This is a genomic window from Nonomuraea thailandensis, from assembly GCF_024172165.1.
GTDB classification, from domain to species: domain Bacteria; phylum Actinomycetota; class Actinomycetes; order Streptosporangiales; family Streptosporangiaceae; genus Nonomuraea; species Nonomuraea thailandensis.
In genome coordinates this window covers 10,244,302-10,268,461 of sequence record NZ_JAMZEB010000002.1, presented here as the reverse complement: position 1 = coordinate 10,268,461, position 24,160 = coordinate 10,244,302, and the positions used below count along the sequence as shown (strand labels likewise).

Genomic DNA, 24,160 nt, shown 5'->3' with positions numbered 1-24,160 from the left:
GGCCGTCACCTCTCCGGAGCGAGCTCGCGTACCGCCTGGTCGATGGGGATGTCCCCGCCCGGGATGGGGGCGAGGACGGGGGTGTCGAGCCCGTTGGCCATGTACTCCTTGATCCGGGCCCGGCAGGTGGCGGCGTCGCCGTGCACGACCAGCGCGTCCACCACCTCGTCGGGGATGGCCTTGAGCGCGGCGCGCCGGTCGCCGGCCGCCCAGGCCTCGTGCATGGGGCGCAGCACCTCGCCGCGGCCCAGCCAGTCGTGGAAGGCCGCGTACACCGGGACGGTCAGGTAGCTGGCCAGCATCCACCTGGCGGTCTCGCGGACGCGCTCGGCGTCGGTGTCCACGCAGACGAACAGGCGGGCGATCAGCTCGGTGTCCGGGCCGATCTCGCCGCGCACCTTGCGCACGTCGTCGGGCGAGAGCCAGTTGGTGATGGCCCCGTCGGCCTCCGCCGCGGCCAGGCGCAACATCCTGGGGCGCAGCGCCGCCAGCACGATCTTCGGCGGCGTCTTCGGCGCCCGCTCCAGCTTGAAGCCCTTGACCTCGAACGTCTCGTACGCGTGCGAGACCTTCTCCCCGGCCAGCGCCTCCTTCAGGAAGCGCAGCGTGTCGCGGGTGCGCGCGTACGGCTTGTCGAACGTGCCGGCGTTCCACCGCTCGACGATCGCCGGCGAGGAGGCCCCGATGCCCAGGACGAACCGCCCCGGCGCCAGGTCGGCCAGCGTGGCCGCCGACATGGCCAGCAGCCCGGGGCCGCGCGTCGAGACGGGCACGATGGCGCTGCCCAGCCTGGCCTGCGGCGCCCACTGCGTGGCCAGGGCCAGCGGCACGAACCCGTCCACCCCGTTCACCTCGGCCGACCACAGGTCGGTGTAGCCGAGCCCGGGCAGCTCCGCGATGAGGTCCTGCGACTTGGCCAGCGAGCGGTCGTAGAAGGGAATGGTCATGCCCCAGTTCATGCACGGCCTCCAGATCGTCGGGTACGCCGACCCCCGGACGCGCTTACACGCTGTCCGCGGTCGTCTCCTGGACGGAGCCCACCGTACCAACCGACCGGTATGTTGCCCTAGGCCCGCAACTCGTGAACCGCGGCGATGAAGTCCTTGGTGATCCCCCGCAACCCCGGCAGATGCGACAGCCCGACGAGCCGATCCACCAGCGGCACCGTCACCTCGATCAGCCGGTACGTACGCGCGCACCCCGGCGAGGTGTCGTGCACCCAGAACAGCACCATGCCCATGGACAGCAACCACAGCAGCTCGGGCAGCTCCTCGCGCAGCTCGGCGTTCATCCGGTCGCGCGACCCCTCCACGACCTCCCGGTAGATGGCGATCGACGCCTCACGGGCCGGCGAGGACTGCTTGCTGAACGGGCTCAGCGGGTTGGTCGGCTCGGCCGCGTGCTTGAAGAACTTCACGGCGAACTCGTGGTACGGCTCGGACACGCGCACCCACTCGCGCAGCACCCCGTCCAGCCGGCCCGCGAACGACGCCTCCGTGGCCAGGAACTCCCGGCAGGCCTCCTCGTGCTCGGCCTGGGCACGGTCGTAGTACGCCTGGATCAGCGCCTCTTTGCTGTCGAAGTAGTAGTAGGCGTTGCCCACCGACACCCCCGCCTCGGCGGCGATGGCCCGCATCGTGGTCGCGTCGAAGCCGCGCTCCCTGAACAGTCGCAAGGCCGTCTCGACGATGGCCTCTCGGGTGCTCTCCGATCCTCGGTTTCGGGCTTCGGACACGTTCGTCACTTTACGTCGTCGAGCGAGGTTAGGTCATGGACCCTCACGGTGATCACCGCCACAAGGCAAAGTCGCCCCCGCGGCACGAGTTATCTCCTGTGAAAGGTGGGATTGTCGTTTCAGGCGGAAGGGCTATTTCCGCGAAAAGGCATCGACATGTGGATACGTGGAACAGTGCGGCTGATCATCGTCGCGCTCCTCGGCATTGAGATCACCATAATCGCGCTGGCCTCGGCCGCCTCCGCCGCCACCCACCCCGAAGGGACACCGGCACAGGGCGGCCTGCACGAAGGCCTGCCCATGTACGGGCCCGGACCGTCCGCGGCCGAGATCCTCTCGGGCGCGCACGACATGGGGCCGCAGCCGTGGGCGTACGAGGAGCTGACGCTCCTGGAGATGCGCGACTGGCCGGAGATGGACTTCCAGTGGCCGCTGGACGCCGTCGAGGAGGCCCGGCCGGGCCGCGAACACCGGGCCGACGCCGCCGCCACCGAGCCCGAGCGGGCCGGGGAGCGGGGCGGGAGGTCCGGGACGCGGGAAGCCGCCACGAAGGCGCTGAAGAGCCCCGTGCGCACCGGGGTGGCCCAGATGCCGCAGGCGCGCCCCCGCGTCGCTCTGAAGCGCGCTCAGGTCGATCTGACGCGGGCCCTGCCGAGGAAGGCCGCCATGCGGATGTCCCACGCCACCGCCAACGGGTGGCTGAAGAGCGCGGGGCTGCGTACGAAGTCCACCGGCAACTGCACGAGCAAGCACATGCACCACTGCACCTCGCTGGACCGGATACGCACCGGAACGATCGCCAAGGCCATCAAGCTGAAACAGAGAAGCGGCTGCCCGATCATGGTGACCGGCGGCACGGAGCGCGGCCACGCGCCCGGCCACTTCAGCCACGGGAACGGCTACAAGCTCGACATCTCCCACAACGCCTGCATCGACCGGCACATCATGAAGAACCACGACAAGGCCGGGGTACGCAGCGACGGGGCCACGATCTACAAATCGAAGGCGGGCACGACGTTCTTCGACGAGAGCGACCACTGGGACATCCTCTTCCGGTGACAGAGCCACGGCGCGCGCCCATGAAAAAGGTGTGACGCCGCGCGGGAAGCACGACGCCACACCCTTCGGACCGAGGATCTTCGGACCGAGGATCAGAACTCGGCAGCCACCAGCTCGGCGATCTCCGCCGCGTTGAGCGCCGCCCCCTTGCGCAGGTTGTCACCGCACACGAACAGGTCGAGAGTGTTCGGGAAGTCGATCGCCTGGCGGACGCGGCCCACGTACGTCGGGTCGTTGCCCACCACGTCGAGAGGCGTCGGCCAGATCCCGTTCTCCGGGTCGTCCATGAGGACCACCGTCGGAGCCGCCTCGAGGATCCTGTGCGCGTCGGCGACCGTGATCTCACGCGCGAAGCGCGCGTGCACGGCCAGCGAGTGCGTCGTGACCACCGGCACGCGGACGCAGGTCGCGGAGACCTTCAGGTCCGGGATACCGAGGATCTTCCGGGACTCGTTGCGGAGCTTCAGCTCCTCCGAGGCCCAGCCGTCGGCCTTCACCGAGCCCGCCCACGGCACCACGTTGAACGCGATGGGCGCCGGGAACGGCGACTCCTCGGGCAGCTTGTTGGCCAGCACCTTGCGCACGTCACCGGCGCTCTGACCGATCGTGCGGTCGCCGGCCAGCGCCTCGATCTCGTCGTACAGCCGCGCGGACCCCGACACCCCGGCGCCGGAGACCGCCTGGTAGGAGGCGACGACCAGCTCGGTGAGCGTGAACTCGGCGTGCAGCGCCCCCATGGCCGCCATCATCGACAGCGTCGTGCAGTTGGGGGTGGAGATGATGTTGCGTGGCCTGTCACGCGCGTCGAGCGGGTTGACCTCGGGCACGACCAGCGGGACGTCCGGCTCCATGCGGAACGTGCCGGACTTGTCGACGACGATCGCGCCGCGCCCGGCCGCGATCGGCACCCACTCGGCCGACACCTCGTCGGGCACGTCGAAGATGGCGATGTCGATGCCGTCGAACACCTCGGGCGTCAGGGCCTGCACCACGACCTCCTCGCCGCGCACCCGCAGCACCTTGCCCGCCGAGCGGGCGGAGGCGACCAGACGGATCTCGCCCCAGATGTCCTCACGCGTCGACACGATGTCGCGCATGACGGTGCCGACGGCGCCGGTCGCGCCGATCAGTGCCAGATTGGGCCTCTTGCTCATCGTCCTGAACCTCCGTACACCACGGCTTCGACCTGGTCGGCGTCGAGATCGAAGGCGCGGTGCGCGGCCGCCACGGCCGCGTCGACGCCGTCCTGCTCGACGATCACTGAGATGCGGATCTCCGAGGTGGAGATCATCTCGATGTTGACCCCCGCGTCGGCGAGGGCCGCGAAGAACGTCGCCGTGACGCCGGGGTGCGAGCGCATGCCCGCGCCGATCAGCGACACCTTCCCGATCTGGTCGTCGAACAGCAGCGACTCGAAACCGATCCGGGGCTGGATCTTCTTCAGCGACGTCAGCGCCGTCTGGCTGTCGGCCGTGGGCAGCGTGAACGAGATGTCCGTGCGACCCGTGGCGGCGGCCGAGACGTTCTGCACGATCATGTCAATGTTGATCTCGGCGTCGGCCAGCGTTTTGAAGATCGTGGCAGCCTCGCCGACCTTGTCGGGCACCCCGACAACAGTGATCTTGGCCTCGCTCCGGTCGTGCGCGACGCCGGAGATGATCGGCTGCTCCATCTCGGTTCCTTCGGTGTAAGGGTCGGAGACGACCCACGTGCCTTCCTTGGTGCTGAACGAGCTGCGTACGTGGATCGGCAGGTCGAACCGTCGAGCGTATTCCACGCAGCGCAGATGCAGGATCTTCGCCCCGCACGCGGCCATCTCCATCATCTCGTCGTAGGAGATCCTGGGGATCTGCTGCGCCGCGGGCACGATGCGCGGGTCGGCGGTGAAGATGCCGTCGACGTCGGTGTAGATCTCGCAGACGTCGGCGTTGAGCGCCGCCGCCAGCGCCACGGCCGTGGTGTCGGAGCCACCCCGGCCGAGCGTGGTGATGTCCTTGGTGTCCTGCGAGACACCCTGGAACCCGGCCACGATCGCGATGTGGCCCTGGTCGATCGCCTCCTGGATGCGGCTGGGCGTCACGTCGATGATGCGCGCCTTGCCGTGCGTGGAGTCGGTGATCACACCTGCCTGCGAGCCGGTGAACGAGCGGGCCTCGTGGCCGAGGTTGGCGATCGCCATCGCCAGCAGGGCCATCGAGATGCGCTCGCCCGACGTCAGCAGCATGTCGAGCTCGCGGCCCGGAGGCAGCGGCGACACCTGCTCGGCCAGGTCGAGCAGCTCGTCGGTCGTGTCGCCCATGGCGGAGACGATCACGACCACGTCGTTGCCGGCTTTTTTCGTCGCGACGATCCGCTGCGCGACCCGCTTGATGCAGGACGCGTCGGCGACGGACGAACCACCGTACTTTTGCACAACGAGCGCCACGAGAGTCTCCCGGTTAGGACTGTGAGCTGCCAGTCTACTGGGGGCTTCTCATGGGCCTGTTGGTTCGTACCACTATGTGGATGATCAGACTGTCGTGGCCTCCTCGGCCACGTCGAGCCTGGAGTGCGCCGCCAGGGCCTGCAGCGCGCGCATCGCGGCGCCCGCGTGGTTGCCCCAGGTGTTGAAGTAGGAGTACTGCCACCACCACAGGGCCTCGTGCGGACGCCCCGCGTGGTAATGGCGCAGCCCGTGGATGAGGTCGGCGGCCACCGCGGTCAGGTCGTCGGACAGCCGGTACGGCGTGACGCTGGTGTCCTTGTACGGGTCGAACACCTCGGCGTAGTCGTCCACCGCCTCCAGCCGCTCCGCCAGAGCCGTGCGGACCCCGTCGATGTCAGGGTCCTCGCTCATCGGCGGCTCGTAGTTGCCGGCGAGGATGACGTCGCGGTTGGCGCCGAGCTTGGCGCCCGCCAGGCTCATCTGGGCGACCTCCACCAGCAGGATCGACCAGATGGCGTCGCCGCCCTCGCCTCCCGCCATCCGGGTCAGGCCGTCCACGTAGTTCTGTGCGTGCCCGGAGATCTCTTCCGCCAGCGCGCTCCACTGGTCAGACATCCAGCAGCCTCCGTCCTTCGAACGCGCGGCCCAAGGTGACCTCATCCGCGTACTCGAGATCACCGCCCACAGGCAGACCGCTGGCCAGTCGTGTCACTTTGATGCCCATCGGCTTGACCAGACGGGCGAGGTAGGTAGCCGTCGCCTCGCCCTCGAGATTGGGGTCGGTGGCGAGGATGAGCTCGGTGACGCGGCCGTCGGCCAGCCTCGTCATGAGCTCGCGGATGCGCAGGTCGTCGGGGCCGATGCCGTCGATCGGGCTGATCGCGCCACCGAGGACGTGATAGGTGCCGCGGAACTCGCGCGTCTTCTCGATCGCCACGACGTCCTTCGACTCCTCGACCACGCAGATGACGTGCGTGTCGCGGCGGGTGTCGCGGCAGATGCGGCACTCCTCCTCGGCGGCCACATTTCCGCAGACCCGGCAGAAGCGGACCTTCTCCTTGACCTCCAGCAGCGCGTGCGCCAGCCGCTTGACATCGGCTGGATCGGCCGCCAGCAGGTGGAACGCGATCCGCTGCGCGCTCTTGGGACCGACGCCGGGCAGCATCCCCAGCTCGTCGATCAGATTCTGGACGACCCCCTCGTACATGCCTAGAACCCTGGCAACTGTCCGAGGCCGCCGCCACCCAGCCCCTGGGCGAGCGGGCCGAGCTTCTCCTGCTGCAGATCGGCGGCAGCGCGCACGGCGTCGCGGACCGCCGCGATCACCAGGTCCGCGATCGTGTCCGCGGTGTCCTGCGCGTCGCCCGCGTCGATCACGCTCGGGTCGATCTTGAGCTCGAGCAGCTCGCCCGACCCGTTGACGACGGCCGTGACCAGGCCGCCGCCCGATGAGCCCTCGATCTGCGCGTCGTTGAGCTCCTGCTGGGCGCTCACAAGCTGCTGCTGCATGAGCTGTGCCTGCTCCAGCAGCTGCTGCAGGTTGACATCCCCTGGGTTCACCGTCGTGCGCTCCTCGTGGCTCCGCGTTCTTGACTGCCACGAGCCTACGGTGTTTGAGCGAAGTCATGTACTGGGGACGTTCCCCCGTTTCGTGCCCGGCCTCCGGACGGGTCACCCGTCCAGCGCCGAATGGGGCGCGTGTGGCGCCCTGATCCCCGTTCGAAACCATCGCCCGACCTGGCCCTCGTTCCCCCGATGTGGCCGACGTCGGCGTGTTCTGGCCGGGTCTCGGCCCCCCTCCAGCGTCCGAGACCCGGCCATCACGCCGGCGGAGCGGCCGCACCACGCCGACGCGTTGGTGAAGGACGTTACGCAGAGGAACGTTGCACACACGTTGCGTTCATTCAATCACCCTCCGCAATCCCCCCGAACGGGTTGCGCTGAGCGGGCGCAGGACGGATGCTCTAATTGACTACTTGGAGTGACCGATGAGTTACGCCCATCTCGACACGTACTCCCGCCTTCTCCGTGGAGCACACGAAGCCGTGGCGACAGGTGGGGCCTGGCCGGAGTCGCCCCGCCATCTGATCAGGGCGTCCTGGCGTCGTTCGCTGGACGCCGGGATCGACCTGGAAGGCAAGAGTGCCCCACTTGTCTACGATCCCGCCTCCATGCGGGACATCCGTAGAACACACCCCCTACAGCCCCTCTTGCCCCTTCTCGCCCAAACCCTGTCTGGATCGGCCGATGAGACCGGCCATATCATGATCGTTACAGACAGTGACGGGCGCGTATTGTGGCGCGAAGGTAACCACTCCATCATGCGCCACGCCGACCGGATCGGCCTGGCCGACGGCCACCAGTGGAGCGAGCACGACGTCGGCACCAACGGCATCGGCACCGCCCTGGCCACCGGCCGGCCCGTGCACGTGTACTCGGAGGAGCACCTGATGCGGGTGCTGCACATCTGGTCGTGCAGCGCCGCCCCGATCACCGACCCCGACTCGGGGCGCGTCATCGGCTGCGTCGACGTCAGCGGCACCGCGCGGAGCCTGCACCCCGCCACCGTCGCCCTGGTGGCCGCCACGGCCAAGCTCGCCGAGACGCAGCTCGCCCTGCGCATGCACGAGCGCGACGAACGGCTGCGCCGCCGGTTCGAGTCCCTGCGCGGCCGGCCCGGCATCCTGCTGTCGTCCACCGGCCGCGTCATCTCCGGCGACCCGGGCGGCGACCTCGGCGAGCGCGTCCCCCTCGGGAAGCAGGCCGGCCACCGCCTCATGCTCAGGGACGGCACCGCCGCCCTCCTGGAGCCCTTCTCCGAAGGCTTCCTCCTGCGCCCGGGCACGGCGTCCGCCCCGCCGGCCCTGACCCTGTCGCTCCTCGGCGAGGGCACGCCCACCGCCTCGTACGGCGACGACGACCGGCCCCTGTCGCTGCGCCACGCCGAGCTCCTCGCCCTCCTGGCCCTGCACCCGCACGGGCTGACGGCCGAGCAGCTCTCGTTCCACCTGTACGGGGACGACGGGAACCCGGTGACCATCAGGGCCGAGATCCACCGGCTGCGCGGGCAGCTCGGGGAGGCCATCGCCGCCAAGCCGTACCGGCTGGTCTGTCCCGTGGAGGCGGACTTCATGAAGGTGCGCCGACTGCTGTCGTCCAGCGACCCCGCGGGGCTGGCGCGCGCCTACCCCGGGCCGTTGCTGCCCCGCTCCGAGTCGCCGGAGATCCGGCGGGAGCGCGACGAGCTGGAGGCCCAGGTCCGGGCCTTCCTGCTGCGGCACGGGGGGCCGGACGAGTTGTGGGCCTACGCGCAGACGTGCAACGGGCGTGACGACTACGAGGTGCTGGAGCGCCTGGCCGCCCTCCCCGCCACCGACCTCCGCTCCGCCGCCGCCCGCTCCCGCCTTCTCTCCTGACCCCGGCCGGAAGGGGAGCGCTCGCGCGGCACGGTCAGCGCCACACGTCGAAGCAGCCACCTGTGGCCGGGCGCGCCTCACAACCCTGCCGAACAGCGGCGCGGGGGCGGGCGCACCTCACAACGCTCCCAAGCAGCGACCCAGCGCACCACATCACGCTGCCGAGCAGGCGCTCTCCCTGCACACGCCGGGCACGCCGCGCTCCACGCAGCCCTCCGCCGGTCAGGTGTGGTCGATGCCCTCCGCCGGTCAGGTGTGGTCGATGCCCTCCGCCGGTCAGGTGTGGTCGATGCCCTCCGCCGGTCAGGTGTGGTCGATCTCGCCGATCACCTTGGCGCCGAGCTCCCGCTCCAGCAGCGCCATCCCCGAGACGGCGTCCACGTCGGCGTCGGCGTCGTTGAGCGGGTCCACCTCATCGGACTCGGGCCCCTTGTCACGACCGGGGATCGCGTCGGGCCAGGCCGCGGCCGCGCCACGGGCCGCAGGAACGCGCGGCCCCGCCTGAGCCGCCGCCTTGGCCGCCGACCGGGCAGCGGCCAGGCCGGCGCCCGTCTGCACAGTGGCCGTCTGCACACTGCCCGCTTGCACAGTGCCCGTCTGTACGCTGCCTGCCTGCACGACGCCCACCGGAGCGCCGGCCGTGTGCTGGGCCGCGCTGACCGTCTGCGTGGGATCGGGGCTGGGCGGGGCGCCCGGGCCGAAGTCGTCGGGAGCGTCGGGCCAGGACTCGTCCGTGGTCTGGCGTCCCGGCGCGCCGGCCGGAGGCTGGTCGGAGTCCTGACCTTCCCGGCCCTCGTGGGAAGCCCCGTGTGAGGCCGTACGTCCCTGGGAGCCGCCCGCGGCCTGACCCCCCTGAGGCGCCGGCACACTCTGGGCCACCATCTGCGGCCCCGACACGCCCTGCGGCCCCGGCGCACCCTGGGCACCGACCGGTCCGGTAGAGCTACCGGCAGCCCCGTGTGACCCCGCACCGCCAGGGGGCGAAGCCGACGGGGCCGACGGGGCGCGGGCCGGGCCGCGAGGTGCCGGGGAGCCGCCGACGACCGCCTCGACGCGCCAGGTGCCGCCGAGCACCTCGCCCAGCACGCCTGCCACCACGGCGTCCTTGCCGCCGCCGGTGAAGTTCTTCATCGCGCCGACCTGGGTGAACCCGAGCGTCACCAGGTTGCCCTCGACGCCCACCACCTGGGCGTTGGTGCTCACGTTCGCCCAGACGACGATGCTGCGCTGCTTGAGCGCGGCCAGCACGGCGGCCCACTGCGACTGGACGGCACCCGCGCCCCCCGCCGCCGGAGCCCCGCCCCCCGCTGGCGCGGCAGCCTGCGGCGCGCCACCGGCAGGAGCAGCCGGGGCCGGAGAAGGCGATGGTGCCGGCGCGGCGCCGGGACGTACGGGCTCGGGCCAGTCGTCCCCACCACCGCTACCGCCGCTCCCATCAGGAGCGGCGTGCGCCGAAGCCGGTGTGGCGGCCGCGGCGGCGTCACCGGCCGCAACCACCTGAGCCGGACCTGCCGCGGGAGCCGGCGCCGCCACGTTGTGGTGCCCACCCGAGGCCATCTGCGCTCCGTGGTGCCCACCCGAGGCGACCTGCGCTCCTACGGCGCTCACCGTCCCGAGCCCCGCGGGCGCACCGGCGGATGGGGCCGCGGGCACACCCACATGCGCACCGGCGGAGGCGCGAGCGGCCATCTGGGCGACGGCGCCGCCCCGTTCGAGACGTTCGAGGCGGGCCAGCAGCGCCGCCTCACCCTGCGCCGCACCGGGCAGCAGGACGCGGGCGCACATCAGCTCCAGCAGCAGGCGCGGCGAGGTGGCGCCGCGCATCTCGGTGAGCCCGGCGTTGAACACCTCGGCGGCTCGGGTCAGCTCGGCGGGGCCCATCGAGGCGGCCTGCTGGACGAGCCGCTCCAGCTCGTCGGCGGGCCGGTCGAGCAGGCCGCTGGAGGCCGCCTCGGGCACGTTCGCCAGGATCACCAGGTCACGGAAGCGTTCGAGCAGGTCGGAGGCGAACCGGCGCGGGTCGTGACCGCCCTCGATCACCCGGTTGACCGCGTGGAAGACCTGGCCGCCGTCCTTGGCCGCGAACGCGTTGACGACCTCGTCGAGCAGGTCGCCGTCGGTGTAGCCGAGCAGCGAGACGGCCTTGGCGTAGGTGATGCCGTCCTCCTCCGCCCCGGCGAGGAGCTGGTCGAGGATCGACAGCGAGTCGCGCGCGGACCCGGCCCCCGCGCGTACGACCAGGGGCAGCGCGGCCGGCTCGAAGGGCACGCTCTCGGAGGTGAGGATCTCCTCCAACAGCGCCCTGAGCGTCGTGGGCGGCATCAGCCGGAACGGGTAGTGGTGCGTACGCGACTTGATGGTGCCGATGACCTTTTCCGGCTCCGTCGTCGCGAAGATGAACTTCAGGTGCGGCGGGGGCTCCTCGACGAGCTTGAGCAGCGCGTTGAAACCCTCGCGGGTCACCATGTGCGCCTCGTCGATGATGTAGATCTTGTAGCGCGCGGAGACGGGGGCGAAGAAGGCCCGCTCGCGCAGGTCGCGCGCGTCGTCCACACCACCGTGGGAGGCGGCGTCGATCTCGATGACGTCGAGGTGCCCGGGGCCGGTCGGGGCCAGCGCGACACACGACTCGCACTCGCCGCACGGGTCGGGCGTGGGGCCCTGCTCGCAGTTGAGAGAGCGCGCCAGGATGCGGGCGCTGGAGGTCTTGCCACATCCGCGGGGGCCGCTGAAGAGGTAGGCGTGGTTGATCCGGCCCGTACGCAGCGCTTGTCTCAGCGGATCGGTGACGTGTTCCTGACCCTTGACCTCGGCGAAGGTCCCGGGTCGGTACTTGCGGTAAAGCGCAAGGCTCATACGACCATCCCGCCTGCGAGGGGGCTCTCAACGAAGAGACCCCCCGCACACCCGCCAGAGCCCGCTTATCCTTGCTGCCTTCCGGCCCTGGGGAGGTTCACAGGATGACGCCGCGCGAGGGGTCCCTGGACAGTCTAGCCGCACCCCGCAGTGCTCGCTCCACCCCGCGAGAACCTCCGCGCGAAAACATGGTCTGCGCACCTCGAGAAGTCCGGTAAGCTCGTCGGCGGAGGATTCGCCTAGTGGCCGAGGGCGCACGCTTGGAAAGCGTGTATAGGGCAACCTATCAGGGGTTCAAATCCCCTATCCTCCGCCAGCTCAGAGGGGTCATGCCGTGATCAGCGGCATGACCCCTCTTGCTCTGGGTCTCAGTTCGGGTCTCAGTTGGCCTCTTCAGGGCTCCTTTCCGCCTCCCAGATGAGACCTCCGACTTGCCTGGCCACGGTCTGCCGGATGCCGTCCGTCACGTGCTGATACCGCGCCGCCATGCCCGAGCCGGACCACCCCATGATGGCCATGACCGTACGTTCGGGCACTCCGAGGATGAGCAACACCGTGGCGGCGGTATGGCGCGCGTCGTGCAGCCGACCGTCACGTAGACCAGCGGCTTTCAGTAGTGCCTTCCACTCGTGATAGTCGCTGTACGGACTCACCGGCTGGCCTGTCGCCGTGGTGAAGACCCAGCCGCCCTCCTGCCAGAGCTGACGAGCCGCCTGGCGGTCCTTGTCCTGCTCCGCCTTGTGTTTCCTGAGCAGGGTCACCAACTCGTCCGGCAGACCGATCACCCGCCGCCCGGCCTTCGACTTGGTGTCCGACGTCGCCTCGTTGACTTGCTTGCGTTGCGGGCAGAAGCCAGGCTTCCTGCCACAGGGACGGTCGGCACACCCGTGGGCGTACTTGGGACGCTGACGACTGCGCCGCACCCGCAGAACACCCTTGTCGAGATCCACGTGCGTCCAACGCAAGCCAAGGGCTTCGCCTTGGCGCAGTCCGAGTGCGAGCGCGATCCCCCACCGCGCGCTGTTCCGTGGCAGTTCGTCAGCAGCCTTGAGCAGGAGGCGGATCTCCTCGATGTCGTAGGGCTCGATCTCGGCGTCCGTGAGCACTGGGGCCTTGGCCAGGGTCACCGGGTTCTTCGTGATGTGGCCGCGCCGTACGGCCTCGTTGAGCGCGGCCCGAACGGTCCGGTGAACGTGGTGAGCCGTTCCAGCGGATCGTCCGGAACGCTGGATCTTGGCGTAGAGCTTTTCCAGGTGCTCAGGCTCCAGCTTGTCGAGGCGGTGAGCACCGATGCCGGGGATCAGGTGGGTCACCACGTCCACCTTGTAGCCGGAGTGCGTGCTCTCCCGGATAGCAGGCGGGACAGCGATGTTCTCGATCCAGTGGGTCAGCCACTTCGCGACCGTCCACCGCTGGCCGGCCTTTCGGACGTGCCCGCCGTCTCGCTGGCGTTCCAGCTCACGAACGGCCTTGATGACCTCGGCTTCTGTCTTGCGCTTCACGTGGCGGCGATCGGGGGTGCCATCATCCTTGACGCCCACGGTCACCCGGCCGTGCCACTTGCCGTCGCCGCCGAAGTAGATGGTCGATGCACCGTTGGGCCTGCGTCCCATGTCAGCGGCTCCCTTCAAGAAGGTTGTTCACGTAGGCGGCCAGGCACTCGATGGGGACGCGGCGGAGTCTGCCAATGCAGACGGACGCCACTTCTCCGGTCTTGACGAGCTGGTACATCTGCGTCCGCCCGATCCTGAGCCGGTGCGCGGCCTCTTCGACGGTGAGCAGCAAGGGCAGGTCCTCCTGGGTAGCGATGTCGATCGTGTCGAGCCGGACGCTGTCCGGAGCCGTGACGGTCATAGGCGCGCGTCCTCCTCGTGCGCAGGGACAGCAGGGACAGCGGGCAGGGACGTCTGTCCCTCATGGCTCGCCGCGTTCATGCTGGTCAGAGCAGGTTCAGGGACAGCAGGGACGGCCGGGACACCTTCGTGGGCCGATGTCCCTGGCACCCGGTAGCGGCTGTTGGCGTCCACGCAGAGCTGTCCGTCGCTGGCCATGCGCGGGCAGGTCTTGCGGACGTTCTCGTAGGACAGGCCAGTGCCGTCGGCGATGGCCTTGGGTGTGCTGTTCGGGTTCGCCCGGACGTAGCGGACGATGGCCGCGCGGGTCTCTCCCAGCGTGTGATCCTCGGGCGGGCCGTCCAGCAGGTGCCACACTCCGGCGGCGGGCTGGAAGGCCATCGCGTATTCGGCCTCTTCGACGTCGCGGCCGGTGACGTGCAGGACGCCATCGGCAGTGCCACGCTGGCGCTTGAGCACCAACGTGGCGTCAGCGGCACCAGCCAGGCCGTTGGTGCCGGAGACCTGCTCCAGGAAGTCGTCAGAGCCCATCTTGCGGACGTGGTGAACCAGGACGACGGCCACGCCGTAGGTGTCGGCCAGGCTCTTGGCCCTGCCCATGGCGGTGTAGTCGGCGTCATAGGCGGACAGGCCGGGAGGCGTAGTGCCCCGGATCTTGGCGAACACGTCGATGACGACCATGCGGGCACCCGGGTTGCGTTCCAGCCACCGGGCTATTGCCTGGTCTCCGCCCCTGGGAAGGGTCTCGCACGCCGTGGAGAGGGTCAGTCCGCGTGGGGCTGACTTGTCTCCCAGGATCTTGGCCATGCGTGATTGGAGACGGCGCGGTGTGTCCTCCAGCGCCAGGTACAGCACCGGGCCGGGCTCTACCTCGATGGCTTCCAGGGCCTTCCCTCCCCCGGCGACAGCGACCGCCGTGGCGAGTGACAGCCAGGACTTGCCAACTTTGGGCGGACCGGCCAGCAGGTTGAGCCCTTCGGCGATCACTCCGGGCACGGCCCACTTGGTCGGCGGGAAGGTCACGGACATCAGCTCGTCAGCGGTCCAGGATGTGCGGAACGGCGTCGGTGCGGGTCCGTGGTCGCCAGGCACGTGGACCGCATCACCCGCGACCAGGCGTAGGTGAGATGGGCGCTCGTTCGTCATGCGGCCACCGTTCGCGGGCGGCGCGCGCCTGCCCGTAGTCCGCTGGCGATGGTGCGTGTGGCCTCGCCGAAGGGCTGGCCTACCTGCTGGGCAGCGTTGATCAGCCAGCTTGTGACGTCGGCTTCGGACAGCTCGCCACCGGCCACCAGTTGCCCGAGGGCGACGGACGCGCGATAGAGCGCGATATTGTGGCCGTGCGGTGGTGAGCTGGTCACTCGTTCCAGCTCGCCTCTGATCGCTGCCCTCAGGTAGGACCCGTGCCGGTCGGCGGCCAGAGCGATGGAGACGGGTGCCTGTGCGGGCAGCGGCTTGGGCCGCAGCAGCTCTGCCAGCCAGGACGGCAGCGGCGCGACGGGCGGAGCGTGCAGCACCTTGTATGAGCCGTCGCCGTCGCTGTCGCTGGCTCGGACGCGGCTGCCGGGGCCGACGACGTAGCCGCCCACGGCGCGTGTGTCGATGAGCCAGCCGAGCGCGCCTTGGGTGTTGGTCAGGGTCATGTCGACAGGAGCGCTGTAGTACAGATGCAGGCCGCCGCGCCGGGTGCGTACCTGGAAGGTCTCCAGGGGCAGTTCCTGGCCGTGGTCGGCGCACAGGGCCGCGAACACGTCGGCACCGTCACGGATTCCGGAACGCTCCAATTCCGGCGGTGGAGTGTGGCCGGGCTTCGGTCGGTCGAGGTCGATGACCACGAGTCCGGACGGGCCGCAGGCCACGCCCACGTTGTACGGCTTGCGCCAAGTGGCGCGAATGATGTCGGGCTGAACGGTGGCGCGCTCCTCCCAGCGGGTGAACCCGCGGGGCGGTTCCTTGCCACCCGGAGCGAGTGGGAAGACGTACCAGCCGCGAGCAGTGGCGGCCAGGGCGTAACGGATCGGGTCAACGGTCATGACGGTCTCCTGGTCGTGGCCGGTCATCGGGTGCCGTCGCTGTGGAGGCGGCGGACGAAGTTGAAGAGGTGGCGTCCCCAGCGGAGCCGCAGGCCGGTGCCCTTACAGCGGCGACACTCATGGGTGCCGCGACCGATGCGGTTGGGCAGGTGGCGCCTGCCCTCGCACTTTCGGCAGGTGCCGAACGGGCGAATCCAGCAGGCGATGCCGTAACGGAAAGCGACGATCAGAGCGATCGTGGTGGTCGTGATAGCGAGCAGGGTGACGGGGTCCAAGACAGCCTCCGAGGCCTGTTTCTGGGTGTCGTCAGCCCAGGGCGCTAGCGTGCTAACGCCCTGGCCAGGCATTGTTTTTGGCTGCTAGCGGGGGTGCTAGCGATAGCAGGGTCAGCCGCTAGCGCTAGCACCCTCCGGACGGTCAGCCAGAGCCGTTTCGGCGGTTACGCTCCGCGATGGCGTCGGCCAGGTCGTCGAAGCGGATGCCACGTCGGGTGACGGGCTTGCCGTCGATGCGGCGGCCGATGCTGACGACCGTCACGCCGTGCGGCTTGAGCGCGGTCGTGAGCTGCTCGGATGCCCATCCGGTGTAGACCTCAGGCCGCAGCTCGCTCAGGTAGCCGCACAGGGTCTCGTTCCAGGCGCCGCTCTCCCCCGCAGGCCAGACCTTCGCCAGGTCGGCCAGCAGGTCGTACGCGGGCGCGTCCTCGCGGGTCTGGGTGCCTTCCTCGGGCAAGGTGCCGGCCATCCCACGGAGCTGCATGGCGCGGGCCACGACCTGCTTGGCCTTGTCGGTGTCCACCTCGAACGAGCGGCGGGCGGCGGGCTTGCCGAGGCCGGACAGGATGCCCCACCCGGCTTCGACGACCGGTTGGAAGATGGTGGCTCGGTAGCCGTTCTTGTACATCGACGTGCCGAGGATCATGTCGTTGGCGACCTGGTCGGCCACCGACATGCAGTAGCGGGTGTTGACGTTGCGGGTGATCCCGGTCGGGAGGCTGTCCTTGTCCGGGATCTGGGTGCCGATCAGCAGGATCACGCCCAGGGCGCGGCCCAGCTTGATGACCTTCTCCAGGATCTCTCCGGCTTCCTTGCCGAACTTGCCGTGCAGGAACAGCTCCTGGATCTCGTCGATGGCGACGATCAGCGGGTGCAGGCCGGAGTCCTTGAGGCTGGCCAGCTCAGGAGTGACCTTGTTCTCCGGGGCCTTGCCGAGCTGGGCGTAGTGCGCGATGCGCTTGGAGCGGCGCTCGCACTCCTTGTAGAGCCAGCGGATCATTCCGGCGCAGCGGGCGATCGTCTCGTCGTCGAAGCCGTTGCCGTACTCGGTGCACAGCGGCTCCAGGACCTTGAAGTCCCCCACGCCCTTCAGCTCGTAGATGCGCAACTCGGCGCGCGGGTCGAGGCAGGCGGCCAGGACCGCCAGGCGCAGGGCGAAGGTCTTGCCGGAGCCCGGCTGGCCACCGACCAGCCAGTTACGGAACATCAGCGATGCGTTGACCGTGTCCATGCGAGGCGTGGTGGCGAACGGGAAGGGCTTGAAGACGTCCACCTTGCCGTCCCTGAGCAGGGGCCAGGCGGGCTGCTTCATCTGGGAGGCGGGTTCGTAACCGACCCACAGAGCCAACCGTCCGGGGTGGCCGTCACCAGGCTCGGGCCAGACCTGATCCAGCGGCAGACGCATGCCGGAGGCCAACCGGCCGCGCCGGGCTACGACGTCGGCGGCCTCCACGCCGAACGGCAGGTCCACGACCGCGAGGTGGCCGGGGCCGTCGCGGTGGATCTCGGTCGGGAAGCTGATGGCGTTCGGGTCCCTGCTCACGGCCTGGTTGATGCCGGAGATGCCGCAGGACAGCAGCGCGCGACGCACGAGCTCGGCGGTGAGCTTGCGGTAGCGCGGACCGGTCGAGACGCGGTCAGTGATCGGCTTGTCCGTGGGCCTGCCCGCGCGGGCCAGCACAGGCACCGCTACGGCCACGGCCAGCAGACGCGCCCACGTCGGAATGTCAGCGAGTAGGAAGACCAGCAGACCGATCAGCACCGTCACGGCGAGAGCGATCAGGATCCACCAGCGCCAGCGGGACTGGCGCTGGCGCTGCTTGTCCAGCTTGAGCCAGGTCTCCGGGTCGTTGCGGTCGGCGGCGTACTGGCGCAGTGCCCAGTTGCCCTCTTCGGCCGTGGCCCAGTGCAGCAGGCGGCCGAGAGTGCCGAACAGGCCGGGCACGGCGTACCAGAGCGCCTTCGCCGCGTACTTCGGTGTGCGAACCGCGTGGTAGCTGATGACGTACCCGGCATCCTTGGCCTGCCAGGCGAGCATCGTGCGGATGCCGCGCCAGGTGCGCAGCGTGGCGGGAATGATGGGTTCCCGGCGTTGGACCGTCCGCGTGGTGTACGGCGCGGCGTCGTCCTCGGGCGGGTCCACGGGGCCGCCCAGGGTCTCTGCCTCGATGGTGACCGTCTCGTGGTCGAAGGACTCGTCTTCCTCGGTGTCCTCGTCCGGCGTGCGGGCTCTGCGGCGGCTGTCCAACGGCACCACCTGACCGCCGGTCTCGGCGGTCTCGACCGTCGCGGTCGGGGACCGGTCGGCGAACTGGAAACCGTTCAGACCGGTCAGAGGTCCGTCGTCGGACCGGTTTTCCGGTTCGTGCGGGTTCTGGGTCATGATGAGACCACCTCGTGTGCGTAGTAGCGGGCGGGGTTGCAGGGCGCGACCGGAGTCTTGGCGGATGAGGTCGCGCCCTGTGTGCTGGTCGGACGGTTCTGGAAGGCCACGTGGATCTCAGCCCGGACGCGCGGGCGGGTCACCACCATGCGGATGAAGATGGCCACCGGGATGGCCGCACAGATGGCCGTGGCGATGACGGCGATGGTCAGCATGGAGGCCTCCTTTCAGGCAGGGTTGCCGCGCAGGGTGTCGCGGACGGCACGGGCGGCGTCCATGCCGCACCCGAGGGCGCGGCGGAACTTGTCCGCTCCGGAGTCGATGGAGAGCTGACCGGTCCCGATCAGGTCGCGGGCGCGAGCGGTGAGTTTGTCGACTGTGGCCGCATTTGCCCTGTACGACGGGGTGGTAGGGGTACCGGTAGGCCCGTGATCGAGGCCAGCGAACGCGGCCAGGACGATCGGCAGTGCGGTGACGATGGCCACCGCCACGATCGGTCCCAGGACGTGCAGAACCAGCCGGGACAGGGAGAAGTCGGCGGCCACGAACGGCAGGTACGGCCAGGCGTTCATGGCGAGTGTGAGGGCCAGGAACAGCCACTCGATCCGTACGAGCTTGGCGTCGTCGAGCGGTTGGCCTCGGGTGCCGAGGTAGGCGCGGGCGCCGACCACGACCAGCAGGGCCAGGGACAGGAACGGTTCGACCAGCCAAGCGAAGACCCAGGCCGGAGACCAGGCAGGTGCGCCGTCGGCGGCGAAGTGCTGCACACCGGCGGTGGACCAGGCCAGCGCCAGGGTGAGCGAGACGAGAGCGGCGGTGACCAGCAGGCGGCGCATCCGTGCGGCCTGCCAGGCTCGCATCTCGGGGTCTTGGGCCAACTTGTGCAGCCGAGCGGCTTCCTGGGCGGCCTTGCGACGCTTGCGCACCTTGGGCGTGTCCAGCAGCAGCGGGGCGTCGTCGTCCTGGAGGTCGGCCAGCAGATGTGCCTCGGCCACCTCAGCACGCAGTTTGCGAACGCGCTTGGTCTCTCCACTCGCCACCGGCCGGGACGGCACGGTGATGGCGGAGTTCTGGTTGGCGAGTTGTTCGAGGTCGGCCAGGGCGCTGGCCATCTCCTCCGGCGTCGGCTCGGAAGGCGGGTCAGGGTTGGCGATGTGGCTCATGCGGCTTCCTCCGTCCGCACGCTGGCGGGCTGGTAGTAGCAGGTGGTGCAGGTGTCGGCGTAGCGAGAGATGACGAACCCGGCGTCGCGGCCGCAGTTCGGGCAGCGACGGCGGGCAGCGTTGGCCTTGGCCAGGGCAGCCCACTTGGCCGGGGTCATGGGGCGCTTGGGCAGCGCGAACCGGATGTCGTAGAGGTAGGCGGCACGCACGCCGCGTGCGCCGTGCCGGCGGGAGCGCCAGAGAATCTGCGCTTGGACTCCCTGACCGCCGGGCCGCAGCCCTTCGGCGGTGAGCTGGCGCAAGGTCAGCAGATGCGGCGGGGCCATCCGCCACGGGTAGGTGGGAAGGCTGTAGCGGCTACCGGTCGGATCCCAGAAGGCCGCGCGGACTCGGGACATCAGCGCTCCTCGCATCGGAAGCGGAAGTTGGCTCGGCAGGCTCGGCATCCCGGGGCGCGGCCCGCGCCGTGGGCGGGGCAGAGCTGGGTGCGGCGGCCGGTGACGGTGCCGCAGCGGCGGCAGCCGATGATGCTGTCGGAGCGCTGGCCGCAGTCGAGGCAGCGGAAGCGAGTCATCACGCCACCGCCGAATCGTCGATGAGGTGCTGGTCGTCCAGGTTGAGGCCCGCCCAGACGCCCTCACCGGGATCGAGCGCCAGCGCGTACATCACGCAGGCCCCGAGAGCCGGGCAGTCACGGCAGATGGCTATGGCTCGCTGTTCACGCTCCTGCCGCCGCTCGGAGGTCTCTCCGTCGGTGCTGGTGAACAGGTGAGCGGTGTCGGGGCCGCAGGCGGGACCGGCGGCCAGGACGGCGTCGAGCAGGGCGGTCAGGGTGGGCGCGTTCGCGCCCGCGTCCCCGGACCACTGCACGTCGTGGAGCATGATGAGAACACCTCTCTTGAGGAGGGCCGGGGCGGCTGGTGTCTTGGCGGATGGGGCCGTCCCGGCGTCGATCGTGATTGGTGGTGACCGCCTTTTCGGTGGGAGGCGATAGCCCGGATTCAGTTCTCGAAGCGGCGAGTGCTCAGCCCGTCGGCGTGCGCTGAAGTTGGCGCCTTCCCAGGTCTTCCGGCTGAGCGGCGGACGATTTGGCCAGCTAGGCCGCCAAGTCATCCGCTGCACTTCCTGCCTGACCAGGTTGGCTAGGCAGGTTGTACAAGCTTCATGTTGAGCGGCCTGGCTAGTCATGTCAAGAGTCTTGGCCAACTTGGCTAGTAATGTTGTTCAGGTAGGGCTACGATCGGGGCATGAGACTCGATCCGGACGACCCTCGTCCGCCCTTTCAGCAGGTCGCCGCGCAGCTCAGAGCGGCCATACTCACCCGGAAGTTCGCGCCTGGGGAGAAGCTCCCCTCGGGGCCGGAACTCGCCAAAACCTTCGGCGTGGCGCGCCAGACCATCCAGCAGGCCATCCGCCTCCTTCGGGACGACGGCCTGATCGTTTCCCGCCAGGGAAGCGGCGTGTTCGTCCGCGAGAAGACCGCCCGCCCTGTCGGCCTGCGTCCTCACATCGAGGAGGCGTTCAAGCGATCAGAGGTCTCGATCGACTTCGCCGGCTTCTCCGGCGAGACACTGCACGGCGCGGTCATGGAAGCGCTCGACAACATCCGGGCGGGTCGCCTGACCCCGGAGCGCATCTCCATCCGGCTCCTGCTGCCGGACACCAACCGACCCTGGTCTCTCCCCTGCCGGGTGGACAACGGGCAGGATGAGCCGCTGTTCAGGCAACGCGCCGAAAAGATCATCTCTCGGCACGCCCAGGCCATCGTGGACTCGGTACACGAGCTGAGGGATCTCGGCCTAGTAGCGCACGCGTCCGCCGAAGTCCGGATCAGCGGCGAGCCGCCACGCTTCAAGATGTATGTGATCAACGGCGAAGAGGCGTTCTTCGGCTACTACGCCGTGGCGGAGCACACCGTGGCGTTGGGCGGCGAGCCCGTCACGATGTTCGACCTGATGGGCAAGGACACCGAGCTGTTCCACTTCGCACTGAGCGATGGTCCCGATTCGACCTCGTGTCAGTACGTACAGCAGTCGTCCGCATGGTTCGACGCGGTGTGGAACTCGGTCGCTCGCGAGGTGTCCTGATGGCACGGTCGGGGACGGAAGCCGTCCGGGCCGTCATGAGCCAGACACGGTGCCTCCTGCTGGACTTCGACGGGCCGATCTGCGACATCTTCGCTGGACTGCCGGCACCAACTGTGGCGGACAGTCTCCGCGCCGTCCTGGAAGAGGCAGGCGCGCAGCTCCCGCCGGAGGCGCACACCACGGACGATCCCCTAGAGCTGTTCCGACTCAGCGCCTCTTTGAGCGGCGATCTGAACCAGCTCGCACTCCGGACGCTCACCGAGTTGGAAGTAAAGGCGGCCGAGACAGCGAGATCTACCACTGGTGCAACTGACCTGCTGGAACGGGCACGCGACAAAGAAGTGCCTGTCGCCATAGTGAGCAACAACTCCGTGGCCGCAGTGTCGGCCTTCCTGGATCGCCAAAGGCTCAGCAGTCTGGTGGAGCACATCTCCGCGCGGGTGGAGGCCAACCCCGCACTCATGAAGCCGAATCCTCACCTGCTCGTTCAGGCGCTTACTCACATCGGTGCGCACCCCTCGTCCGCCCTGTTGGTAGGAGATTCGGTAACCGACGTTGAGGCGTCCAAGCTCGCTGGGGTGCTCGCTGTCGGCTACGCCAACAAGCCAGGAAAAGCCAGGCGGCTTGATGAGACAGGGGCGGATCTCATCGTCACAAGCATGAAAGAACTGGCGGACGCCCTCGCGCATGCCTGACGCCGTGTGCAGACTGAGACGCTCCGGAAACATGCGGAGTCATCTTAAGACGGCACCCGGGACGCGAAGAAGCAGAGAAGGATATTTCCATGGTCAAGCGCCTATTGGCGGCACTGTGCCTGTTAGTCACCGTTTCAGGTTGCAATGCGGCGTGGTGGCCCGAGACCGTGATCAAGGTGGATCCTGGCGCGGTCACGGAAGTGCGAAGCGTCGGCCGCGTCGTCACGCAGACCTTCACTGACCCGATGTACGAGCGGACTGTACAAGTGATTGAGATTCTGGTGGTCGACATGCAGGCCGCCGACTTTCCCGAAGCACTCGACCTCGCGCGCGATCGCCTGGAGCAGCTTGGGTGGAAGGAAGTTGGCTCTACTGATGTGATGGTTCAGATGGAGTCGAGTCGCTGGAAGGGGACGACCACGAGGCTTGGCTCTGTGGAGGATCTGGAATCGCTTGGTGCACAACTGGAGCCAGCGGCAGGAGAAGCACTGCAAGCTGATGCGAAGAAGTGGGCAACCTACATTCTTGTGTCACTCTCCAGCGTGAACGAATAGATGTGTCTGCAACCGATGAAACCACCCTTCAACCAGGCATGAGAACGCTCAGGTAAGCCAGCCTCATCAAGAGTTGATCTGGGGACGCTGCGGTTGCGACGGTGACCCGTACAACTCGCGGTAGACCTCACGAAGCTCCTCGGCTTCCGTCAGACCGCGCTCTTCGACCCCAGCGATGACCTCCTTGGCGCGCCAGTAGTTCGAGGGCACCAAGAGCCCACTCATGAGGGCCTGGCGCGCGACGTATCCGGCTTCTCCTGGCTCGTCGGTGGAGAGCAAAGCCAGCGCTAGATCGAGGCGGGCCGACGCCGCTCGACGCGGGCGTGGTCCCCCGTCTACGGCGGATTCCAGTCGTGCGAGCACCTGACGCGCGTAGTTCACGGCGGCCGGGTCGCCCAGCCACGAAAGCGTGGTCGCGGTGTAGGCGTCGCTCTTGGCCGGGTCGTACCGGAAGTGATGTTCGGGCCGGTCCGGCATGGGCATCGGCGACACCATCCGGTGTATCCGATGCAGCACGGCCCGGGTTTCAGTGCTCTTCCCCATCCGCGCCCAAGCCCGGCCCTCCTGCCCAGTGGCCTGGATGAACGCGGAGCTGGTGCGTGGTGCGACGTCCTGCGCCCCCTGCGCCAGGATCATGGCGTGCTGGAACTCGCCCTCAGTGAGGGCCTGCCACGCCTCGGTTTCCAGGCACCATGCCCTGATCTCGTCGTGCCCGGCGTGGCCGGCCAACTGCCCAGCCGTCCGAAGGCGCGCGGCGGCGGCCGGGTACTGCCGCAGGTCGATGTGGCAGGTCGCCGCAAGCAGCGACAGCCAACCGCCTGCCACGAGGAGACGACGGTGCTCAGCGAGAGTCTTCCTGCCGTCGAAGAGGCGCGTCACGTACTCCAGATGCCGCCGTACGCGGCCAAGGAGCTGCGCCGGTGGTGTGCGAGGGTAATCGGATGCCAGGTCGTCTACGGCAAGCTCAAGCCGTTCCAGCGTCTCTCTACTGACGTCGCTGGCCGCCGCCCGGCGGGCAAGCTCGATCGCGTCGATCTCGTCGCCCAGGTCGGCCGCTCCTTCTTCCTCGTCGAAGAGCGCGGACTCACTCAACCCGTACAGACGGCAGTACAGCTCCGCGTACTCGTCGTCCGGTCGGTGCTTGCCGCATTCGTGATCCCGGATCCGGCGCACGATGCTCTCCGGCTCAGGGAGCTTCCTGTCAGCGACGGCGGACAGTTGCAGGGCGAGGTCACGCTGAGACCAGCCTCGCCTGGACCGCTCGGTGCGTAGTCGCCTGGCCCAGGCGCGAGCATTGCTCATCGGAATGCACCTCCGGGGGTAGGCGGACACGGGCGCGCATCCGGGTGCGCCTCCAGTGTCCTCTCCCGCAGTCGTACCACGCCGGACTGTGATGGAACTCGTGCAGGACAACAACTCCTCCGCCTTGTCGGTCTGGAACGACAAGAACCACATGGACTGGCGCGGCGGTGACGTCTCTTCCCAGACGTCCACCATCGCGTCGTTGCCGCGCTCCGGGACAGCGCGGCTGCGGCGGCACGACCACGACCCTGCCGCAACCTCGGGTCGTGCCGCCGCATTGAACGATCCGAGCGGGGACCTGGTGTGAATCGCACTCGGAACGGA

General features: G+C 68.9%; 25 protein-coding genes, 1 tRNA gene and 1 other RNA gene. 7 read left to right on the top strand and 20 right to left on the bottom strand.

Annotated features, from left to right (window positions below):
• Nucleotides 1–5: 5 nt before the first annotated feature.
• Together HD597_RS51645 and HD597_RS66230 are read right to left on the bottom strand one after the other, a co-directional pair.
• Entirely contained in the window at nt 6–947 is a 942-nt protein-coding gene (locus tag HD597_RS51645; RefSeq protein WP_253754909.1) for an LLM class F420-dependent oxidoreductase, read from the bottom strand.
• 119 nt (nt 948–1,066) lie between these two features.
• Nucleotides 1,067–1,735 carry a TetR/AcrR family transcriptional regulator gene (locus HD597_RS66230; protein WP_253754907.1) on the bottom strand — a complete coding sequence of 223 codons (669 nt, stop codon included), beginning with the start codon at nt 1,733–1,735 and terminating at the stop codon, nt 1,067–1,069.
• 174 nt (nt 1,736–1,909) lie between these two features.
• Between HD597_RS66230 and HD597_RS51635 the strand changes: the two genes are divergently transcribed.
• Nucleotides 1,910–2,794, top strand: a complete 885-nt coding sequence (locus tag HD597_RS51635; protein WP_253754905.1) for a hypothetical protein — start codon at nt 1,910–1,912, stop codon at nt 2,792–2,794.
• A 92-nt stretch (nt 2,795–2,886) separates the two neighbouring features.
• Here the strand turns inward: HD597_RS51635 and HD597_RS51630 are convergent, their stop codons facing one another.
• The 5 genes from HD597_RS51630 to HD597_RS51610 form a co-directional block, all read right to left on the bottom strand.
• Nucleotides 2,887–3,948, bottom strand: coding sequence for an aspartate-semialdehyde dehydrogenase (locus tag HD597_RS51630; protein WP_253754903.1), 1,062 nt, complete (start codon nt 3,946–3,948; stop codon nt 2,887–2,889).
• Nucleotides 3,945–5,219: an aspartate kinase gene (locus HD597_RS51625; protein ID WP_253754901.1), complete on the bottom strand. Its 1,275-nt coding sequence runs from the start codon at nt 5,217–5,219 to the stop codon at nt 3,945–3,947. Before HD597_RS51625 ends, HD597_RS51630 begins: the two co-directional genes overlap by 4 nt.
• 84 nt (nt 5,220–5,303) lie before the next feature.
• Complete coding sequence (locus tag HD597_RS51620; protein ID WP_185111399.1) at nt 5,304–5,834, bottom strand: DUF5063 domain-containing protein; 531 nt, start codon at nt 5,832–5,834, stop codon at nt 5,304–5,306.
• The gene (recR, locus tag HD597_RS51615) at nt 5,827–6,426 is read right to left on the bottom strand and encodes a recombination mediator RecR (RefSeq protein ID WP_253754899.1); all 600 of its coding nucleotides are present in this window, start codon (nt 6,424–6,426) and stop codon (nt 5,827–5,829) included. The genes HD597_RS51620 and recR overlap by 8 nt, the downstream gene beginning before the upstream one ends.
• Before the next feature lie 2 nt (nt 6,427–6,428).
• The gene (locus HD597_RS51610; protein ID WP_139629532.1) at nt 6,429–6,779 is read right to left on the bottom strand and encodes a YbaB/EbfC family nucleoid-associated protein; all 351 of its coding nucleotides are present in this window, start codon (nt 6,777–6,779) and stop codon (nt 6,429–6,431) included.
• A gap of 428 nt (nt 6,780–7,207) precedes the next feature.
• On the opposite strand from HD597_RS51610, the gene HD597_RS51605 reads away from it, so the two are divergent.
• Nucleotides 7,208–8,635: a GAF domain-containing protein gene (locus tag HD597_RS51605; protein ID WP_308210870.1), complete on the top strand. Its 1,428-nt coding sequence runs from the start codon at nt 7,208–7,210 to the stop codon at nt 8,633–8,635.
• A gap of 303 nt (nt 8,636–8,938) precedes the next feature.
• Here HD597_RS51605 and HD597_RS51600 read toward each other — a convergent pair whose 3' ends face one another.
• Nucleotides 8,939–11,491 carry a DNA polymerase III subunit gamma and tau gene (locus HD597_RS51600; protein WP_253754895.1) on the bottom strand — a complete coding sequence of 851 codons (2,553 nt, stop codon included), beginning with the start codon at nt 11,489–11,491 and terminating at the stop codon, nt 8,939–8,941.
• Between the two features lie 31 nt (nt 11,492–11,522).
• An RNA gene (ffs, locus tag HD597_RS51595) (signal recognition particle sRNA small type) lies at nt 11,523–11,618 on the bottom strand.
• Nucleotides 11,619–11,719: 101 nt separating this feature from the next.
• Between ffs and HD597_RS51590 the strand changes: the two genes are divergently transcribed.
• Nucleotides 11,720–11,807: transfer RNA gene (locus HD597_RS51590), tRNA-Ser, on the top strand.
• Between the two features lie 64 nt (nt 11,808–11,871).
• Here HD597_RS51590 and HD597_RS51585 read toward each other — a convergent pair.
• The 10 genes from HD597_RS51585 to HD597_RS51540 form a co-directional block, all read right to left on the bottom strand.
• A complete protein-coding gene (locus tag HD597_RS51585; protein ID WP_253754892.1) occupies nt 11,872–13,104 on the bottom strand; it encodes a tyrosine-type recombinase/integrase in 1,233 nt (410 codons plus the stop codon).
• A gap of 1 nt (nt 13,105) precedes the next feature.
• A complete protein-coding gene (locus HD597_RS51580; RefSeq protein ID WP_253754890.1) occupies nt 13,106–13,345 on the bottom strand; it encodes a helix-turn-helix domain-containing protein in 240 nt (79 codons plus the stop codon).
• The gene (locus tag HD597_RS51575; protein ID WP_253754888.1) at nt 13,342–14,490 is read right to left on the bottom strand and encodes an AAA family ATPase; all 1,149 of its coding nucleotides are present in this window, start codon (nt 14,488–14,490) and stop codon (nt 13,342–13,344) included. Before HD597_RS51575 ends, HD597_RS51580 begins: the two co-directional genes overlap by 4 nt.
• Nucleotides 14,487–15,377, bottom strand: a complete 891-nt coding sequence (locus HD597_RS51570; RefSeq protein WP_253754886.1) for a bifunctional DNA primase/polymerase — start codon at nt 15,375–15,377, stop codon at nt 14,487–14,489. Before HD597_RS51570 ends, HD597_RS51575 begins: the two co-directional genes overlap by 4 nt.
• A 23-nt stretch (nt 15,378–15,400) precedes the next feature.
• Nucleotides 15,401–15,652 (bottom strand): hypothetical protein, encoded by a 252-nt coding sequence (locus HD597_RS51565; protein ID WP_253754884.1) that lies wholly within the window; start codon nt 15,650–15,652, stop codon nt 15,401–15,403.
• Between the two features lie 142 nt (nt 15,653–15,794).
• Complete coding sequence (locus HD597_RS51560) at nt 15,795–18,035, bottom strand: cell division protein FtsK (protein ID WP_253754882.1); 2,241 nt, start codon at nt 18,033–18,035, stop codon at nt 15,795–15,797.
• Nucleotides 18,032–18,250: a hypothetical protein gene (locus HD597_RS51555; RefSeq protein WP_253754880.1), complete on the bottom strand. Its 219-nt coding sequence runs from the start codon at nt 18,248–18,250 to the stop codon at nt 18,032–18,034. The genes HD597_RS51560 and HD597_RS51555 overlap by 4 nt, the downstream gene beginning before the upstream one ends.
• 12 nt (nt 18,251–18,262) lie before the next feature.
• A complete protein-coding gene (locus HD597_RS51550; protein WP_253754878.1) occupies nt 18,263–19,198 on the bottom strand; it encodes a hypothetical protein in 936 nt (311 codons plus the stop codon).
• On the bottom strand, nt 19,195–19,596 hold the full coding sequence (locus HD597_RS51545; protein ID WP_253754877.1) for an RRQRL motif-containing zinc-binding protein: 402 nt from the start codon (nt 19,594–19,596) through the stop codon (nt 19,195–19,197). Before HD597_RS51545 ends, HD597_RS51550 begins: the two co-directional genes overlap by 4 nt.
• A 175-nt stretch (nt 19,597–19,771) precedes the next feature.
• Nucleotides 19,772–20,080, bottom strand: coding sequence for a WhiB family transcriptional regulator (locus HD597_RS51540; RefSeq protein ID WP_253754875.1), 309 nt, complete (start codon nt 20,078–20,080; stop codon nt 19,772–19,774).
• A gap of 365 nt (nt 20,081–20,445) precedes the next feature.
• Here HD597_RS51540 and HD597_RS51535 point away from each other — a divergent pair, with 365 nt between their 5' ends.
• The 3 genes from HD597_RS51535 to HD597_RS51525 all read left to right on the top strand — a co-directional run bounded on the left by HD597_RS51535 (nt 20,446) and on the right by HD597_RS51525 (nt 22,534).
• Nucleotides 20,446–21,285 (top strand): GntR family transcriptional regulator, encoded by an 840-nt coding sequence (locus HD597_RS51535; protein WP_253754873.1) that lies wholly within the window; start codon nt 20,446–20,448, stop codon nt 21,283–21,285.
• On the top strand, nt 21,285–21,980 hold the full coding sequence (locus HD597_RS51530; RefSeq protein ID WP_253754871.1) for an HAD family hydrolase: 696 nt from the start codon (nt 21,285–21,287) through the stop codon (nt 21,978–21,980). The genes HD597_RS51535 and HD597_RS51530 overlap by 1 nt, the downstream gene beginning before the upstream one ends.
• An 89-nt stretch (nt 21,981–22,069) precedes the next feature.
• Nucleotides 22,070–22,534 (top strand): hypothetical protein, encoded by a 465-nt coding sequence (locus HD597_RS51525; RefSeq protein ID WP_253754869.1) that lies wholly within the window; start codon nt 22,070–22,072, stop codon nt 22,532–22,534.
• A gap of 66 nt (nt 22,535–22,600) precedes the next feature.
• Here the strand turns inward: HD597_RS51525 and HD597_RS51520 are convergent, their stop codons facing one another.
• Nucleotides 22,601–23,836 (bottom strand): NsdA family TPR-like regulatory protein, encoded by a 1,236-nt coding sequence (locus tag HD597_RS51520; RefSeq protein WP_253754867.1) that lies wholly within the window; start codon nt 23,834–23,836, stop codon nt 22,601–22,603.
• Between the two features lie 91 nt (nt 23,837–23,927).
• Between HD597_RS51520 and HD597_RS51515 the strand changes: the two genes are divergently transcribed.
• Nucleotides 23,928–24,143: a hypothetical protein gene (locus HD597_RS51515; RefSeq protein ID WP_253754865.1), complete on the top strand. Its 216-nt coding sequence runs from the start codon at nt 23,928–23,930 to the stop codon at nt 24,141–24,143.
• Nucleotides 24,144–24,160 lie beyond the last annotated feature (17 nt).

Coding starts and splice junctions, on each gene's coding strand:
- HD597_RS51645 (WP_253754909.1), bottom strand. CDS start 947: ATGACCATTCCCTTCTACGACCGCTCGCTGGCCAAGTCGCAGGACCTC.
- HD597_RS51630 (WP_253754903.1), bottom strand. CDS start 3,948: ATGAGCAAGAGGCCCAATCTGGCACTGATCGGCGCGACCGGCGCCGTC.
- HD597_RS51620 (WP_185111399.1), bottom strand. CDS start 5,834: ATGTCTGACCAGTGGAGCGCGCTGGCGGAAGAGATCTCCGGGCACGCA.
- recR (WP_253754899.1), bottom strand. CDS start 6,426: ATGTACGAGGGGGTCGTCCAGAATCTGATCGACGAGCTGGGGATGCTG.
- HD597_RS51605 (WP_308210870.1), top strand. CDS start 7,208: ATGAGTTACGCCCATCTCGACACGTACTCCCGCCTTCTCCGTGGAGCA.
- HD597_RS51600 (WP_253754895.1), bottom strand. CDS start 11,491: ATGAGCCTTGCGCTTTACCGCAAGTACCGACCCGGGACCTTCGCCGAG.
- HD597_RS51585 (WP_253754892.1), bottom strand. CDS start 13,104: ATGGGACGCAGGCCCAACGGTGCATCGACCATCTACTTCGGCGGCGAC.
- HD597_RS51580 (WP_253754890.1), bottom strand. CDS start 13,345: ATGACCGTCACGGCTCCGGACAGCGTCCGGCTCGACACGATCGACATC.
- HD597_RS51575 (WP_253754888.1), bottom strand. CDS start 14,490: ATGACGAACGAGCGCCCATCTCACCTACGCCTGGTCGCGGGTGATGCG.
- HD597_RS51570 (WP_253754886.1), bottom strand. CDS start 15,377: ATGACCGTTGACCCGATCCGTTACGCCCTGGCCGCCACTGCTCGCGGC.
- HD597_RS51560 (WP_253754882.1), bottom strand. CDS start 18,035: ATGACCCAGAACCCGCACGAACCGGAAAACCGGTCCGACGACGGACCT.
- HD597_RS51555 (WP_253754880.1), bottom strand. CDS start 18,250: ATGCTGACCATCGCCGTCATCGCCACGGCCATCTGTGCGGCCATCCCG.
- HD597_RS51550 (WP_253754878.1), bottom strand. CDS start 19,198: ATGAGCCACATCGCCAACCCTGACCCGCCTTCCGAGCCGACGCCGGAG.
- HD597_RS51545 (WP_253754877.1), bottom strand. CDS start 19,596: ATGTCCCGAGTCCGCGCGGCCTTCTGGGATCCGACCGGTAGCCGCTAC.
- HD597_RS51540 (WP_253754875.1), bottom strand. CDS start 20,080: ATGCTCCACGACGTGCAGTGGTCCGGGGACGCGGGCGCGAACGCGCCC.
- HD597_RS51535 (WP_253754873.1), top strand. CDS start 20,446: ATGAGACTCGATCCGGACGACCCTCGTCCGCCCTTTCAGCAGGTCGCC.
- HD597_RS51530 (WP_253754871.1), top strand. CDS start 21,285: ATGGCACGGTCGGGGACGGAAGCCGTCCGGGCCGTCATGAGCCAGACA.
- HD597_RS51525 (WP_253754869.1), top strand. CDS start 22,070: ATGGTCAAGCGCCTATTGGCGGCACTGTGCCTGTTAGTCACCGTTTCA.
- HD597_RS51520 (WP_253754867.1), bottom strand. CDS start 23,836: ATGAGCAATGCTCGCGCCTGGGCCAGGCGACTACGCACCGAGCGGTCC.
- HD597_RS51515 (WP_253754865.1), top strand. CDS start 23,928: ATGGAACTCGTGCAGGACAACAACTCCTCCGCCTTGTCGGTCTGGAAC.